This window comes from Flavobacteriaceae bacterium, assembly GCA_014075215.1.
GTDB lineage: Bacteria > Bacteroidota > Bacteroidia > Flavobacteriales > Flavobacteriaceae > Polaribacter.
In genome coordinates, this window is record CP046177.1 from 2,310,733 (window position 1) to 2,324,731 (window position 13,999).

Genomic DNA, 13,999 nt, shown 5'->3' on the forward strand with positions numbered 1-13,999 from the left:
TATGGAAAACAAAGATAGTATAATACGAAACATTAAATCTCTCAAAGAGTATCACAACAAAATACAACGGCAAAATAAAACGCTACTAGAAAAAGAGAGGGAATTGAGAAACAAAGCCGTAAACTATGTTAGTCATTTCAAATCCAATGCAATGGAAAATAGAGATTTAAATCTACTTATAAAAAACAATAATTATATGGATTTAGTTTCTATTAGTTCAGTTGTAAAGAGCCTCACTAAACATAGAGATGTAATTAAAAACCCTAAAATGAACTTAATTATTTCTCTCTTAGAAAAAGCAAATAATGTGTCACAGGAACATAAAATACTAAAAAAAGAATTAAATCAATTATTAAGATGAGAACCAATAGTTACAACTTAGATTATATCAATTTAGATAGTCTTGATATAGAAAAACTCAAAAAGATAGAAAGTGAAGTTTCCAGAGAGGTAAATTCGGTTGAAAATTCAATTTCCCTTAGAAATAAAGAAATAAATCGTTTAAACTATGAAATTGGAGTTGGGGAAAAAGTTGTCGCAGAAAACGAATCATTTGTGAAAAATGCTATCTCGTTCTTACAGGATTTTGTCTGGAATAAGGAAAGGAAAATAGTCAACCTCAATAAAAAAATTAAAAAAAGCATCAAAGCTCCTGTAGCGCAAAAAATAAATGATTTTGAACAACAGGCAAAAACAGCATCTAAAGATAGAGATAATGCACTTATCCAAAGTGCAGAAAAAGAACGTCTAAAATCACAAATAACAGCGTTTTCCACAGAATTAGAACAGGAGTTTTTGAAATCACGCAATCTCGGTAACAACACAAAAGAATAAAACGCTATGGAAAACGAGATACAACCTTTTGAAAAAATCAGGAATATTATTGAACTGTACAAAACCGAATTACAGAAAAAGGAAACGGAAATGGCAACCCTAACCGAAGCCAAAGAAAAAGCCTCTACAGAAAGTTTCATCAAAGAAGAAACCATTGCATCAAAACAGCAACGAATCACCGAACTTTTAGAACAAGTAGCATCTTTAACTGAAATGCTGGAAAAATCAGGACTGGAAAATGACAAAAAAGATGAAGCCATTAAAACTCTGAATGACCAAATAACTGACCTTACCTTAGAAAAAGAAAAAGGGCAACGCATATTAAAAGTGGTGAGCAATGAGAAAACCGAACTTGTGAAAAATTTTGACAGCAAGGTTAAGGAAAAAGCCGATAGCACAGCCATTAGGCTGTTAAAGCAACCGTATCTGATACCACGCTATATTACCGAACTGCAAAAGCGAAAAGCCATTGAACTCAAAGAGGGCGAAGAAATGCTCAAAATGGCGCAAATGATGCAAGGCATTAATGAGAAAACATTGGAAAGTAAAGAACAGGCTTTGGAAACTAAAGATTTACAATTATCCATTAGGATTGAACGACAAGATTATGAGATAGAAAAAAACTTTACGATACTGACCAACATTACCAAAGACATTTCAATGGAACGAAAAGAATGGGGCTTACAAAAGAAAGAAGATTTGTTAAGTATAAGAGAAAAACGGTTTGAGATATCTAAGCAGTCAACCTACAATGAAATTTCCACCAAACAAATCCAACTGTTTCAGAAAGAAGTGAATTTACAACTCGACACAAAGAATTTTGATATACAGCAACGGGAAAAATTTGTCACGCTCTTACAAAAGGAATTGCAGATTGATAGAAAAAATGTGTTGAATGAAGTGGTGGAAAAAGCATTTGATTTAAAGAAAAGAAAAACCGAATTACAGCTTTCATATCGGGAATCGGAACTCTCAATTAAAGAAAAAGAAGCCGTACATAATCAAAAAGTGAATCTTTTTAAACTGATAGAAAAAGAATTTTCGCTGAAAAAACAACGGGGATTATTGGAACTGATGCAGTACGGTTTTGACATCAAGCAAGAACGCACCGAACTGGAGAACCAAATTAAGCAAGAAGAATTTAGTAAAGACAAACGCTTGTTTGAAATCAGCAAACGGGAACTGGAGGCGTTCAATGCTGTTGCTGAATCGCAAATCAATTTAATGAAATCCAAACTGGAAAACGAACGCCAATTATTATATCTCGACATCAATCGAGGAAAAAACACCAATGAAAACAATAAACGTCTTTTGGAAATCGACAAGGCAATGCAAGCGGTTAAAAATGAAGTGACATCGGTAAAGTTTTCCAGAAAAGAAATCGAACAGTTTGCCAAAGACAGAGATTTACAACATACCGAAAAAGTACTCAATTTGAAGAAAGATATATTGACAGGATTCCAAGACACTTATCTCAATCAACAATCCTATGATATTAAGAAATCCTATCGAGCATTAGGATTTGGTGTAGATAGTCCGTACCAAGAAGAATCTTATCAATTACGCAAAGAACGTGATGAATTATTAAATCAATTGGAAGAAGAAAAAGGAACAGAAGAATAAAAAATGTTTGAGAATGTTTTTTGATTTTTCCCGAAAACGTTTTGGCAAAATTTCAGAATCAAAATTCGCCGAATTTTGATCCGATTTCGCCGCCGCAACGAATATTATTTTTGATAGCGTAGGTTATGACGATGAGGCTTTGGGTTTTTCTGAATGTTGGAAACGAAGTGAGTAGGTACGTGGGGAGTGCATTGATTGTGAGCGAGTGAGTGAGAGAACGAATAAAAGAACGGTAATGAAATGAGAGTGAAAGTAATGAGAGAACGAGTGAAAGAGAGAGCCAAACAATGACCGTATAGCAAACTTGGTTTCCTTTTTAGTAAAATTAAAGAATAAGAGGAATAAATTGAATAATAAATATGTTAATAAGACCAATGAATACAGGGCTTTAGCGAAAAAGAGGTGTATAGACTAAATCATACACCAAATTATAGGGCAAATACTATAAAGATTATGAAACAATTACAACAAATATACCCCATCAGTATTGAACATAAAACGGTTCAAAAATGGCTCGATGAATACTTTAACTACAACAATTCATCGGCTATGGAATGTGTAAAATTAGGGCAAACTATCCCGTTTCACAATTTGGAATTTGTCGTTTTTTTTATGGAAAAATGGGTGGATTATTACGATAATCTGTATGAGAAACAAAGTGGTTTTGGTTATGTGTTGGAACTGGCATCAATCACCGCCTTACGTGGTTTTAAACGAGAAGAATTACGTCTTGTGTTTTCCAATAAAACCCTGCCAGAAAACTATATCTATTATCGTGTCTTTGATTATTTTACCATTATCGACAAGGAAGCACAAAACTATTTTATCGCAAAATATAATCGTGAGGGTGAATCTTTGGACGACATATTTTTGAGTTTATTGACTGAACGTATTGGCAAGGAAATTCCTGTATTACAAAAGGTGCTATTCACGCCCGTTACGCACCTTGTGCCGATAACATCACTCTACAGGCACGCTTATATTTTAGGGCGTTCTGGAAGCGGTAAATCTGAACTTTTAAAATATCTTTTTTACACGTTGTACCAAACAGATACGGCGCAAAGAAAATCATTGTGTTTGCTTGAACCCAATAGCGACCTTGCTACTCAAATTTTACAGTTTCATTTGAACAAAGACAATAATAAAAAACGGGTGGTATATCTTGACCCGTTTATTAGGGAAACGGCAAAAAAGCTGTTGGGAGAGGACATTTTTACAGACGATTATACGTTTGTACTCAATCCGTTTCATATCGAGAATGCAACTGACAGAGATATAAACTATACTACACAAGAACTCTCTAGCGCATTTTTTGAAATCCTCAAAAGTGAAGCCACACCACAAATGAACTCCATAATACAAGCCTGTATAGATGTACTGTTACGAGCCAATGACACCGACATCACGGATTTAAAACGGTTTATGGACGATGAAGAAAATAAAGACTTGATACAACTAGGCAAAAGCAACCCTAATCCCGAACGTCAAAACCTTATTTCTAAAAAGTTTACAGAAGATAGAGTAAACCCAACCAAATCGGGTATTTATTTTAGGCTACAAAACATCATTGATAATACTGATTTACGAAGCCTTTTACAAGGCACAAGTACCATCAATATTGAACAGGAAATCAATAACGGTAAAGTCATATTGTTTAATCTTTCCAAAGGGTTTTTAGGCGTAGAATCATCGACCTTGCTAGGTAAGTTGATTGTGGCACTCATACAAGGAGCGGTGCGTAAACGGCAAATAAAGAACATTAAAGACAGAGTGCCAACGTTCTTTTTTATTGATGAGATGCAGAACTATATTACTAAAACCATCAAAGAGATTTTAGCTGAAAGTAGAAAATATGGCTTGCATCTGATAATGGCAAACCAAATTCTCGGTCAAGGTATGGATAGAGAACTGCAACGGCTTATTTTAAGTAATACCGCGATAAAAATTGCAGGACACAATGATGAAGATAGCGTTAAAGCAATGGCACAGCAAATGCGAAATATTACACCGAATGACTTTTATAAACTCGAAAAATACAATTTTCTCTGCTATGACAATACAGGCGAACAAGCAACGGCAAATGTGATAAATGTTCCCGATACGCTTGTAAATATAAACCCACCAATGTATATGGATAAAAAAGAACTCAAAGCGTTCTTTTTGTGGTTGGTTCACGAAAGTGGTTATTACGTTAAAAAGAAAAAAACCATTACACAAAAGACTGCTCCAATAGAACCAACAACAAACGATTCAAATACATCAACGATTTATAACCCAAATTTTGAAAACTAAGATGGCAACAAAAAATATTCTCTGGGCGCATACCATAACCAACATACAAGAAAATATATTGTTAGGATTAGCACGCTATAAGTTTCTCACGTCAAGTCAGCTATTATCATTCGATATCGGCACAAAACATTACCCGTATTTGTGGAAACAGTTGGTTTCTTTGCGTGACCGTAATAAACCATTAATACAATGTCATAATTTCCCTGCTCCCAATCCAAAAAAAGGGAGGGTCGAATCAATGTATTTCCTGACTAAAGAAGGCAAACGGCAAATCCTAAATAACGGTTTTATGAGTGCTGAAGAAACCATTAAAATGCCTATTGGTAAAACGATTGCCTATAAAGATTATTTCCACAGAAAATACACGATTGATTTCCAAATACAGCTTGATAGATGGGCTAATACAAACAATAAAACCGTAGATTTTTTTGATACCTATTTTGATAAAACGGGCGATAATCGTACAGGAAAAAATCTGAGAGCCAAAACCAGAATTGATTTTACAGGAAATGCTTTTTTTATTCCTGATGGGATATTTACTGTGAATGGCCAGTTGTACCTTTTTGAAATGTACAACGGCAAAGATACAGGGCGAGTATTGGAACAGTTACACAAACACGCCGAAGCTCTCACCTATAGATATACGCACAAAGCATATCATTTAGACACTAAAAAAGCCTATACAACGGTATTGCTGTTTGAATTTTTATCGGCGAAAAATGCGCTATTACAACGCATACAAAACGAACCGTCTTTTGAGTATATATGCCCTTATTTTCTCACTAAATCACTCGAAGAATTACATCAGGAATTGTTTATGATATGGACGGATTTAAACGGCGTGGAACGACAATTTTTAAGCGAAAAAAATGAAAATTAAAAGTATTTTCTTCTATCAACAATATTCCATCTGTGCCAGTATTAGCATACTTAAATGTTAAGAGTTGTTTACCATTGTCTAATTGCTGATTGAACTGTGGATAAAATGTAAAATCAAACGTATAGATTGGGTTCATTTTGTTATTTTCAATCGTGGCAATGTGTGTTCCCTTATCATCAGAATAAATATGTAACAATCTTTTCTTCGATACAAACGAGGTAGGAATATAAAAATCCATAGTATCAAGCAGTTTTTCAATACCACGCTCATTTCTACTCCCAAATCGCTGTTTAAAATCCCAATTAGATTTTTCGAGGTTTTTTGGGTCAGGAATTTTAATAACACTTGCAAAGCCCATCATATGCCCCATATAGTTGGTGATATAATATTCATCATCAATAGTGTTCACAACAATAGGGCAAGTAGATGAACCCTCAAATAATTCTTTGGTATGTTTATTTTGAAAAAAGATTGTACCACCAAATTCGCCTCGACACCTAGCGTACACATTGAAATTTTCATCTTCAAAACTCTTAAAAGTTCGTGTTGCTGTTGGTTTAAAATCGGTAACATATTTTCCTAAGGCAAAATTTTCTTCATCAAATTGCGCCCTTTGCAAAAAGAGGCTATCATTTTCAATTTCAATATTGAAGTAATTCATTCTTTGGATTCCTTTTGGCAGGAAAACATCTTCTAAAAAATCACCTTTATTATCGAGAACCACCATTTTTTTGAAAGACCTAGATGTGTTCTTTCTCTGGCTTAGAAACATACAATAGTATTTGTCATTAAAGAGTGCTACACTTCTTAAACGACCATTTATAGAAAAATTAAACGTGTCTTTTTTTATAACAAATTCCGAATCGTTTTTTGTTTCAATAGTAACTAAAGCCTGCCTTTTATCTTTTTGACCACAGGAAAAAAACATAAGTACAGTCAAAACTATCAAGAGTATTTTATTCATCTGTATGGAATATATGTTGCCTAAAATAATCAATAGTAATCAAAAAATGTGCCTAAGCATTTTTTCTGGGATTCCAAAGGGTCGCCCTTTGGCAAGTGTGCCAAATTTATCAATCTATATAGATTCACTATTAATTTGGCGTACTTGCTTATGAAACTAGTTTCATTCATTTTGATTTTTGCTCCTTTTCTATATGGAAAAAAGCGGTGGCGAAAAGGTCCAAAATTCAAAAAATCTATATAGGTGCTAAACGCTTTCCGGAAATCTTTTGCTAAGGATTAGCAAAAATTTCCAGAATGGGTTTTATCCAATTATTAAATCTTCTTCCTCATTAACTTTACAATGTTCATCTATGGTAGTAATTAGATGTGCATAATTCGAAGATTTGGCTTTATCCAGAACAAGTTTTATTTCTTCTTTTGTCCATCCTTCTCGTTTAGCTTGTTTGGAAAAAGCCCCCATTATCGCAAAAGCATTCCCATCCATTCCAACAAGGTCAAGGTTAACAGTCTTATTTATAATTTTTCTCATTAAGTAATGTTAAAATAAATGGACAGTTTTATTATAACAAAACCTACTAACTAAGAAAAATATTTTTATTTATAATGGTTTCATCCACCTATTCTATAGCAAACTTGGTATTTACTTTTACGGAAAACTTAATTTTGTTAAAATCAATGATGATAGGTTCACTTTCTTTATTCCCATATATACTAGATGCGCCTCTTATCCTAACTCCAGAGGCTTTTCCTTGAAGTAAGTTTGTAATGGAGTTCAAATCAGAAACAAAGATTACTGAACCTACTTTTTGATTAAGGGGATTGAGCATAGATTCTGCATTCTGTTTTGCTTTTAATATAGCCTTTGATTTCAAATCCAATAAAAGCTGTTCTGCTTTTGAGTATTCCGTTTTCTCTATGGAAATATTTGAAATCCCAGAACTTTCTAATTTGGCTAATACTTTTCCTGCAGTAACAGCATCACGAACAAGTAAGGAATACATTTTTGTTTTTAACACTTTTTTATCGCTAAGAAAATACTTTTTAAAATTGCTGTTGAAATCCAAAAGAGATAAATCCTTTTGCGTATCAATGTTTAAGGTCTTCAACGCTTGTTGCATTAGATTTTCCAGTTCTTCGGTAGATTTTTTGTTTCGGTTATCAGATTCATTGAGAATTATAGTCATATAAATCCTATCTGGGATTACCAATGAATCTATTTCTACTTCTGTTTCCAGATAAGGTTTGTCAATAAAATTTTTTGTTTGCGAATAAGTTGTAAACGCTGTAAAAATCAAAGTCAGAATGAGTATGGTTTTTTTCATTTGGTTATTTTTTTAGTTCGTAAAGCTCAAAACTAAGACAAGTATTGATGTTCCAAAAACCCTAATGAGTGAATCACTTATTTGGATGAGTAAAATGGAGAATAAATCAGATTTTCTATTCCGAACTAGGTTATCTAAAACATAGAGAACTGTCCTGTTTTTTGATTTAAGATGGTTTTTATATCCTCATAATCATCTGCTGTTTTTTGCGAGGTTTTCTTTTCTTGCTTTGGAAATAAATCTCTCACCATATCAAAAGGATTAACGGTATAACGCACATAGTTATAGGCTTGCTGTACGTTGTCGATGTATTCAATTTGTGGCACGCCCGTTTCGTGCAATTTTCTATTGACCACAAACGCACCTTTGAAATCATTGCCAGGGAATAAACCGTTGTCAGCAACAATAATACCGTGAATGCCGTGGTGCATTAGATTGAGCGTTGCCATTTTGGCGCAGGTAACATCAAGGTCAACCAGAAAATGAAAACCACCTAACGAAACTGAATTTGAAGCTAATGAAAAACGACCACTCCCGCAACAAGGGTCACTAAAAGTCTCATTGTTGTTTGGTGCTACGATTTGAGCCATAAAAGTACAAATTGGTGCAGGAGTAAAAAATTGAGCAAACCCTTTTTGTTTAGAGAGAGCTGCACTTTCATAAAACGTTCCAAAGAAATCGTACCAATCGGAATCACTTTGAATTTCCTTATCAAGTATTTTAATGACTTCATACATCATTAGGGTAAACTGTTGGCGTTCTTCCAATTTGTAACGACTCTGTATCAATTCTCGATTGAATTGATAGTTGAAGCACCACGCATTGAGATAAAGGTCGAGAAAGTCCTCGAAAACATAATAATAGCCGTGACGACGTGATAAGGATTGAAAGATGTCATTAAAGACTTTAAATTCATTAGGTAGATATTTTGTTGATTTACTCATTGTGAAAGAGATTAAGAATTAAATATGCCCTTTCACAAGCTGAACAAACGACAAAAAGCACAAGGAGGAATTTGCAAAAGCATTCCTTGTGCATTTTGGCTGTTCAGCTATTTTTGGCGGATTTTATTTAATCTCGGTATGAGTAATTGAGGCGATTATTTCTAATGATATAGTTAAGCTGTATTAAATATCTCCCTCGTCATTAAAGGAGTAATAATCGTCTTTGGTTAGAATAATATGGTCGAGAAGTTTGATGTCTATTAAATTGGAAGCCTGCTGAATTTTTTTAGTAAGTAGTTTATCAGTTTGTGATGGATTGGGATTGGAACTCGGATGGTTATGGCAGGCAATCATCGCTACTGCTCCAGATTGTAATGCACCCATTAATATTAATCGAATATCTACGATTGTTCCCGTAATACCACCTTGACTATGTGGGTATAAGCTAATGACTTGATTGTAATTATTAAGATACAGGATTTTAAACTGCTCTTGTAATTCCAGAGAACCATTATCCCAAAATGCTCTGAGGACTTCTGATGCTTGTCGGCTGTCCAGTATTTTTAGGCGATTTTTAGGCATTACCTCTTTGTTATACTGCAGTTTGATTTCTGCAAGCGGGATCTGTTCTAGCACTCTGGCTCTAAACTCTACTTGTAATTCTTCTTTAGTAGGCTCAAAGGGTTTGTGAAGATAATTTGGTGATGGTTTTTTAGGTGCGTTCATTTTGGTATTGTTGTAAAAAAATAAAAGGGAATAACGTAACAATTTAGAAATGTTATTTGTTCGCTTTGGTAATAAGAAAAAGGGCGTTTTTAGACTAAAAATTGTAATTGCTCTTGATGCTTTTTAAGCCGTTCTATAGTCATTGGATAATAGTCGCTATCAATCTCGCAAGCCGTTAAATCAAACCCAAGATTATGGCAGGCAATAGCAATACTGCCACCTCCTAAATGCGTGTCTAAAACTTTATCGTTTGGTTTGGCATAATTGAGTAATAACCATTCATACAAGCGGACGGGCTTTTGAGTAGGATGGATTCTTGTTTTATCCGCTCCAATAAATCCGCTATAAGCAATTGATATTTTTTTTAGCGTGTGATTAAACGATGTCCACGCCAGTTCTCCATCTGCATAATTCACGCCTTTAGAAATGAATTTATCCCAGAAAATCCACGATTTTGTGATGGGTAGTTTAAAATAATTTCCACCCCAAATAATTTGATGTTTAGAAACTCGAAACAATTCGTCAAAATAAGCTGAATCTGGCGGTTTGTTGTCCCAATCTTTTTTGGTGTGAGGTATAGAAGTGCTGGACTTTTTACGCCCCATATTCATATTGATGTTTATTGCGTACGGTGGGTCAACAATGGCAAGGTCAAAATAGTTATTGGGATAACGTGCCATAAGTTGTATATTATCTTCATTGGTAATCTGCATTAAAAAAAGGATTAATAAATAGAAAAGTGGAATCCTTTTTCGATTACTGTAATTTATCATCTGTCTTGACTCGTAAATACTCTCGATAAGTCATATTTCCGTATTGCTCCAAAAAGAGAATTTTTGCACGGATGCGATATAATTCACCAATATGACCAATAATACAGTAGGCATCTTTAGAATGCTCATCACAAAGAAATTTGACCAAAAGCGAATTGTGACGCAATTCTTCGAGATTTAAGATTGCTCCTTTGTGGATGTCAAAATCAGGAACTGAGCTGACCAATCGGCGATTGATCTTGATAACATTGAGGTTTTTCATAAGAAAAAGGGGTTAGAAAATAGAAAAAAAGACTTCTCAGAGGAGAAAAACTCTTTTTTGCTGTGAAGATTTCTAACACAGATTTTTCAAAAATCCTTGGAATTTCGATTGCTCAAAAAACTTTTGGAAGCAATGGTAGACTTAGGCAAAAGTTTTCCACATTGGAGTTATGCACATTCCTATTGAGTATGGTATAACGTACTTCCATATTTTATTTACTAACCCTCTTTAATGAAAAAATGGAAATCAAAAGATATTACCGCCTTTCAAAAACTGTACTTGAAGCATTACGATGTAAAGCACAATGCAGACGAAGCATATAAAAGTCTTATAAAAAAAGAATAAAGTAAGGTTTTGAATTTCATTTGCTTAGTATATTTTAATCCCATTTTTATGAAAATCCCCCTTATTCTTCCACAATTTAAACGTTTTGCATTGCACGAAAAAGGAATGAGACCTAAAACAATTCGTGAAATTTTAGCCATAGTTTCAGCATTATCTAAAGAACTTTCAAATCCATCTGTAACCACCATAACAACAGCCAAAATCCGTGAATTTATGTATCAAAGAAAACTAGAGCGTATGTGGACAAACAAAACGTTTAGAAATTATCGACAGTATATAAAAACCTTTAGAGGTCAGTAGTTAGTTACATATAATTTCACTTTGATAAATTTTATCACTCATGACCATTTTAGTTATTAAGTTATTGAATATTGTGTTTTTGTTTTGCGAGCGATTAATTCTAAAACAAAACTCATTAAAGTATCGGTTTAGATTAAACTCACTTACCCAAGAATAAGTTGTCCTAATCCATGATTTTATTTGATGAATCATCGTATGTAAGGCTTTAAAGTTTAATCCTTTGTCGCTATCAATCTGGGTAATGTTATAGGCTTTTGCAATAGGCCTGTAGCCTTTCCATTTGTGAGTGATTACTTGAGCCTTTCTATCAATATGCTTAATGAACATATATTGCAACGATTGTGCAGAAAAATCTTTGATGTTTAAAGCATACATACGCTTTACTTTGCCCTGGTCTGTGAACTCAACAGCAGTAATAGCCTTCTTTTTCTTAGCATCATAACTACGACCTATCTTGTTTTGCTCATAACCACCCAACACAAATTCATCAACCTGTACATGACCATCCATAGGGTTATTTTCACTAGAAGCCATAGCTTCTCTTACTTTAAGCATAAACAATCGTGCTGTCTTTTCTGTAATACCATAGCGTACACCCATTTGTGTAGCTGATAAACTCTTGGTGGTAGTTGCCATTTCAAAACAGATAAAAAAGGCTTTTCGTACACCAAATCGCACTCTGTGAAAAATGGTGTTAGCCGTTGGGCTTTCTGTATCACCACATTTATTGCATGTTCTTGAAAAGTTCTTACGTACTTGGTAACTGGTATTACCACATTTACGACATACATAACCCTCTTTCCACTTGATTTGACCTAGATATGCTTTGCAATCTACATCTGTTTTAAAGCGTTCAGCGAACTCTAAAAGGTTTTGACCCTTGAAAATTTCCATAAAATCCCTATTTTTATTGACATACAAGTTATGAAATTATCTACTGACCTCTAAAAACCTTTTTTGATTTCTGTGTTCGGGAACAGTTTATATCTTCAAATCCTGCTGAAAAGATTGAAAAACCAAAACTCCCTAAACGTATTCCCCGATGCTTAGATAAAGGGCAAATAGAAAGCCTATTACTGCATTTAGATTGTTATTCTTGGTTTAATGACTTAGAAGCCAAAAGAAATAAAGCCATTATTCGCACCTTTTTATATACTGGAGTTAGGTTGAATGAGCTTTTGAAATTAAAAACTACTTCTATAAATTTTGAAGCCTCAGAAATTATCATCTATGAAGGAAAGGGGAGTAAAGACAGGATAATACCTATTCATCCAGATTTAATGCTATATCTCAAAGCTTATCAGGATGTAAAGAAAATACCGACAGAATATTTCTTTTCCAGTATTCGTTCAGATAAACCACTTACGGAAAATAACCTATATAGAATCATCAAAAAAATTCGAAGTAAAACTAAGTTTCATTTCTCTCCACATCAGCTAAGGCATACTTTCGGTAAATTATCTATTGAGGGTAATCTCAATCCTTTTAAATTACAAAGAATAATGGGACATTCAAGTATAGAAACGACACAGATTTACGTGTATGTGAGTGATAACAATTTGAAGGAAAGTTTTCAAAAAATCAATTTTGGATAATTATTCCAAAGGGTGTTTACTTATCTGGTCTTGTAAATGTGAAACGGTAGCAGATAAATAGATAGTCGTTGTTTTAATATCACTATGTCCTAATAATCGAGAAACACTAAAGAGATTACAACCAGCTTCTAGCATTAAAACGGCAAAGGTATGACGGAGCAAATGAGCGTGAATATGGATGCCTGCTTTTTTACCAATTTTCCTAAGTAAACGAGGGATAACTTCTGCACTCATTTGTGCTGTGCAAATAAGAGAAACAAAAAAATATACACTTCTATTGTTGATTTTAGAACGTACAGATAGATATTTTTCTAAGTACTTTTTTAATTGAGCATTTATTGGAATCATACGGTCTTTCTTGCCTTTCCCTGCTCGAACAAATAAAACGTTCTCTTTAGTATTTACATCGTCAATTTTTAGATTGAGTAATTCCTGCAATCTAATTCCTGTAAACAGAAAAACGGCAAGAATAGCCACAGCTCGTGGTTTTTCGTAGTAGTGATGATAAGGGTAGCATTTTGCCCAATCCAAAATAAGTGTAGATTGTTCTTTGGTTAAATGCTTTGGGATTTTAGATTCTAATTTTGGCACAGGAATATTATCAGCAGGATTCTTTTGTAAATACCCTCGTGCTACACACCATTTAAAAAACAAGCGCACATTACCTAAACGGGTACGGATAGTTTTAGTTGACCAATTCTTTTCACATTTTCCGTGAATAAGCCAATTTTCAATCACGTTTTGGGTAACATCTTCGATGTTATAAACTTCTGTTTGCTTCACAAAATAATTAATGACTTCCTTAAACCATTTAATCGTTCTTGGAGTGTTATTTTTAAAAACAACTTGATACTGACAGAACTCTTGATGCCGTTGGAGAATAGTGTTCATTGTGACTATCGGGTAAAATCTGACAGTCGTTAGATGAATAAATTCCTTATACAAATGATACTTTGTGACCGTGATAGTCCCATTCTGGTTGCGGAGGCAGGATTCGAACCTGCGACCTTCGGGTTATGAGCAAGTCCACAGATTTTTAAAATGGATTAACTCGCTTCCAGAATGGAACAATGCGTTTTCTTGCAGAAAATTTATTCGTTTTCTAACGATTGTCGGGTTAATTATAAAGGCTAGGAA

General features: G+C 34.0%; 16 protein-coding genes. 7 read left to right on the plus strand and 9 right to left on the minus strand.

All coding sequences use genetic code 11. From position 1 onward, the window contains the following. Position 1 precedes the first annotated feature (1 nt). The 5 genes from GKR88_11320 (at position 2) to GKR88_11340 (ending at position 5,629) form a co-directional block, all read left to right on the plus strand. Positions 2-361, plus strand: a complete 360-nt coding sequence (locus GKR88_11320) for a hypothetical protein (GenBank protein ID QMU64818.1) — start codon at positions 2-4, stop codon at positions 359-361. Continuing rightward, the gene (locus tag GKR88_11325) at positions 358-834 is read left to right on the plus strand and encodes a hypothetical protein (GenBank protein ID QMU64819.1); all 477 of its coding nucleotides are present in this window, start codon (positions 358-360) and stop codon (positions 832-834) included. The genes GKR88_11320 and GKR88_11325 overlap by 4 nt, the downstream gene beginning before the upstream one ends. A gap of 6 nt (positions 835-840) precedes the next feature. Continuing rightward, positions 841-2,457 (plus strand): hypothetical protein, encoded by a 1,617-nt coding sequence (locus tag GKR88_11330; protein QMU64820.1) that lies wholly within the window; start codon positions 841-843, stop codon positions 2,455-2,457. Between the two features lie 453 nt (positions 2,458-2,910). Beyond that, the gene (locus tag GKR88_11335; protein ID QMU64821.1) at positions 2,911-4,749 is read left to right on the plus strand and encodes a TraM recognition domain-containing protein; all 1,839 of its coding nucleotides are present in this window, start codon (positions 2,911-2,913) and stop codon (positions 4,747-4,749) included. Between the two features lies 1 nt (position 4,750). Further along, complete coding sequence (locus GKR88_11340) at positions 4,751-5,629, plus strand: hypothetical protein (GenBank protein QMU64822.1); 879 nt, start codon at positions 4,751-4,753, stop codon at positions 5,627-5,629. On the opposite strand, the gene GKR88_11345 is transcribed toward GKR88_11340, so the two are convergent. The 7 genes from GKR88_11345 to GKR88_11375 form a co-directional block, all read right to left on the minus strand. Beyond that, entirely contained in the window at positions 5,565-6,593 is a 1,029-nt protein-coding gene (locus GKR88_11345; GenBank protein ID QMU64823.1) for a hypothetical protein, read from the minus strand. The genes GKR88_11340 and GKR88_11345 overlap by 65 nt on opposite strands. 303 nt (positions 6,594-6,896) lie before the next feature. Continuing rightward, positions 6,897-7,124 (minus strand): hypothetical protein, encoded by a 228-nt coding sequence (locus GKR88_11350; GenBank protein ID QMU64824.1) that lies wholly within the window; start codon positions 7,122-7,124, stop codon positions 6,897-6,899. 88 nt (positions 7,125-7,212) lie between these two features. Then, positions 7,213-7,917 (minus strand): DUF541 domain-containing protein, encoded by a 705-nt coding sequence (locus GKR88_11355; protein ID QMU64825.1) that lies wholly within the window; start codon positions 7,915-7,917, stop codon positions 7,213-7,215. A 134-nt stretch (positions 7,918-8,051) separates the two neighbouring features. Continuing rightward, positions 8,052-8,861 carry an N-6 DNA methylase gene (locus tag GKR88_11360; GenBank protein ID QMU64826.1) on the minus strand — a complete coding sequence of 270 codons (810 nt, stop codon included), beginning with the start codon at positions 8,859-8,861 and terminating at the stop codon, positions 8,052-8,054. 183 nt (positions 8,862-9,044) lie between these two features. Beyond that, positions 9,045-9,587, minus strand: coding sequence for a DNA repair protein (locus GKR88_11365; protein QMU64827.1), 543 nt, complete (start codon positions 9,585-9,587; stop codon positions 9,045-9,047). A gap of 89 nt (positions 9,588-9,676) precedes the next feature. Continuing rightward, complete coding sequence (locus GKR88_11370) at positions 9,677-10,360, minus strand: site-specific DNA-methyltransferase (protein QMU64828.1); 684 nt, start codon at positions 10,358-10,360, stop codon at positions 9,677-9,679. Further along, complete coding sequence (locus GKR88_11375) at positions 10,344-10,622, minus strand: hypothetical protein (protein QMU64829.1); 279 nt, start codon at positions 10,620-10,622, stop codon at positions 10,344-10,346. The genes GKR88_11370 and GKR88_11375 overlap by 17 nt, the downstream gene beginning before the upstream one ends. Positions 10,623-11,015: 393 nt before the next feature. Between GKR88_11375 and GKR88_11380 the strand changes: the two genes are divergently transcribed. Further along, entirely contained in the window at positions 11,016-11,267 is a 252-nt protein-coding gene (locus tag GKR88_11380; protein QMU64830.1) for a hypothetical protein, read from the plus strand. On the opposite strand, the gene GKR88_11385 is transcribed toward GKR88_11380, so the two are convergent. After that, positions 11,268-12,161, minus strand: coding sequence for an IS1595 family transposase (locus GKR88_11385; GenBank protein ID QMU64831.1), 894 nt, complete (start codon positions 12,159-12,161; stop codon positions 11,268-11,270). An 89-nt stretch (positions 12,162-12,250) separates the two neighbouring features. Between GKR88_11385 and GKR88_11390 the strand changes: the two genes are divergently transcribed. After that, positions 12,251-12,862, plus strand: a complete 612-nt coding sequence (locus GKR88_11390) for a tyrosine-type recombinase/integrase (GenBank protein QMU64832.1) — start codon at positions 12,251-12,253, stop codon at positions 12,860-12,862. Here the strand turns inward: GKR88_11390 and GKR88_11395 are convergent, their stop codons facing one another. After that, positions 12,863-13,753, minus strand: a complete 891-nt coding sequence (locus GKR88_11395) for a tyrosine-type recombinase/integrase (GenBank protein QMU64833.1) — start codon at positions 13,751-13,753, stop codon at positions 12,863-12,865. Positions 13,754-13,999 lie beyond the last annotated feature (246 nt).

Bases quoted from the DNA above. Each gene is read 5' to 3' on its own strand.
- GKR88_11320 (QMU64818.1), top strand. From the start codon at position 2: ATGGAAAACAAAGATAGTATAATACGAAACATTAAATCTCTCAAAGAG.
- GKR88_11325 (QMU64819.1), top strand. From the start codon at position 358: ATGAGAACCAATAGTTACAACTTAGATTATATCAATTTAGATAGTCTT.
- GKR88_11330 (QMU64820.1), top strand. From the start codon at position 841: ATGGAAAACGAGATACAACCTTTTGAAAAAATCAGGAATATTATTGAA.
- GKR88_11335 (QMU64821.1), top strand. From the start codon at position 2,911: ATGAAACAATTACAACAAATATACCCCATCAGTATTGAACATAAAACG.
- GKR88_11340 (QMU64822.1), top strand. From the start codon at position 4,751: ATGGCAACAAAAAATATTCTCTGGGCGCATACCATAACCAACATACAA.
- GKR88_11345 (QMU64823.1), bottom strand. From the start codon at position 6,593: ATGAATAAAATACTCTTGATAGTTTTGACTGTACTTATGTTTTTTTCC.
- GKR88_11350 (QMU64824.1), bottom strand. From the start codon at position 7,124: ATGAGAAAAATTATAAATAAGACTGTTAACCTTGACCTTGTTGGAATG.
- GKR88_11355 (QMU64825.1), bottom strand. From the start codon at position 7,917: ATGAAAAAAACCATACTCATTCTGACTTTGATTTTTACAGCGTTTACA.
- GKR88_11360 (QMU64826.1), bottom strand. From the start codon at position 8,861: ATGAGTAAATCAACAAAATATCTACCTAATGAATTTAAAGTCTTTAAT.
- GKR88_11365 (QMU64827.1), bottom strand. From the start codon at position 9,587: ATGAACGCACCTAAAAAACCATCACCAAATTATCTTCACAAACCCTTT.
- GKR88_11370 (QMU64828.1), bottom strand. From the start codon at position 10,360: ATGATAAATTACAGTAATCGAAAAAGGATTCCACTTTTCTATTTATTA.
- GKR88_11375 (QMU64829.1), bottom strand. From the start codon at position 10,622: ATGAAAAACCTCAATGTTATCAAGATCAATCGCCGATTGGTCAGCTCA.
- GKR88_11380 (QMU64830.1), top strand. From the start codon at position 11,016: ATGAAAATCCCCCTTATTCTTCCACAATTTAAACGTTTTGCATTGCAC.
- GKR88_11385 (QMU64831.1), bottom strand. From the start codon at position 12,161: ATGGAAATTTTCAAGGGTCAAAACCTTTTAGAGTTCGCTGAACGCTTT.
- GKR88_11395 (QMU64833.1), bottom strand. From the start codon at position 13,753: ATGAACACTATTCTCCAACGGCATCAAGAGTTCTGTCAGTATCAAGTT.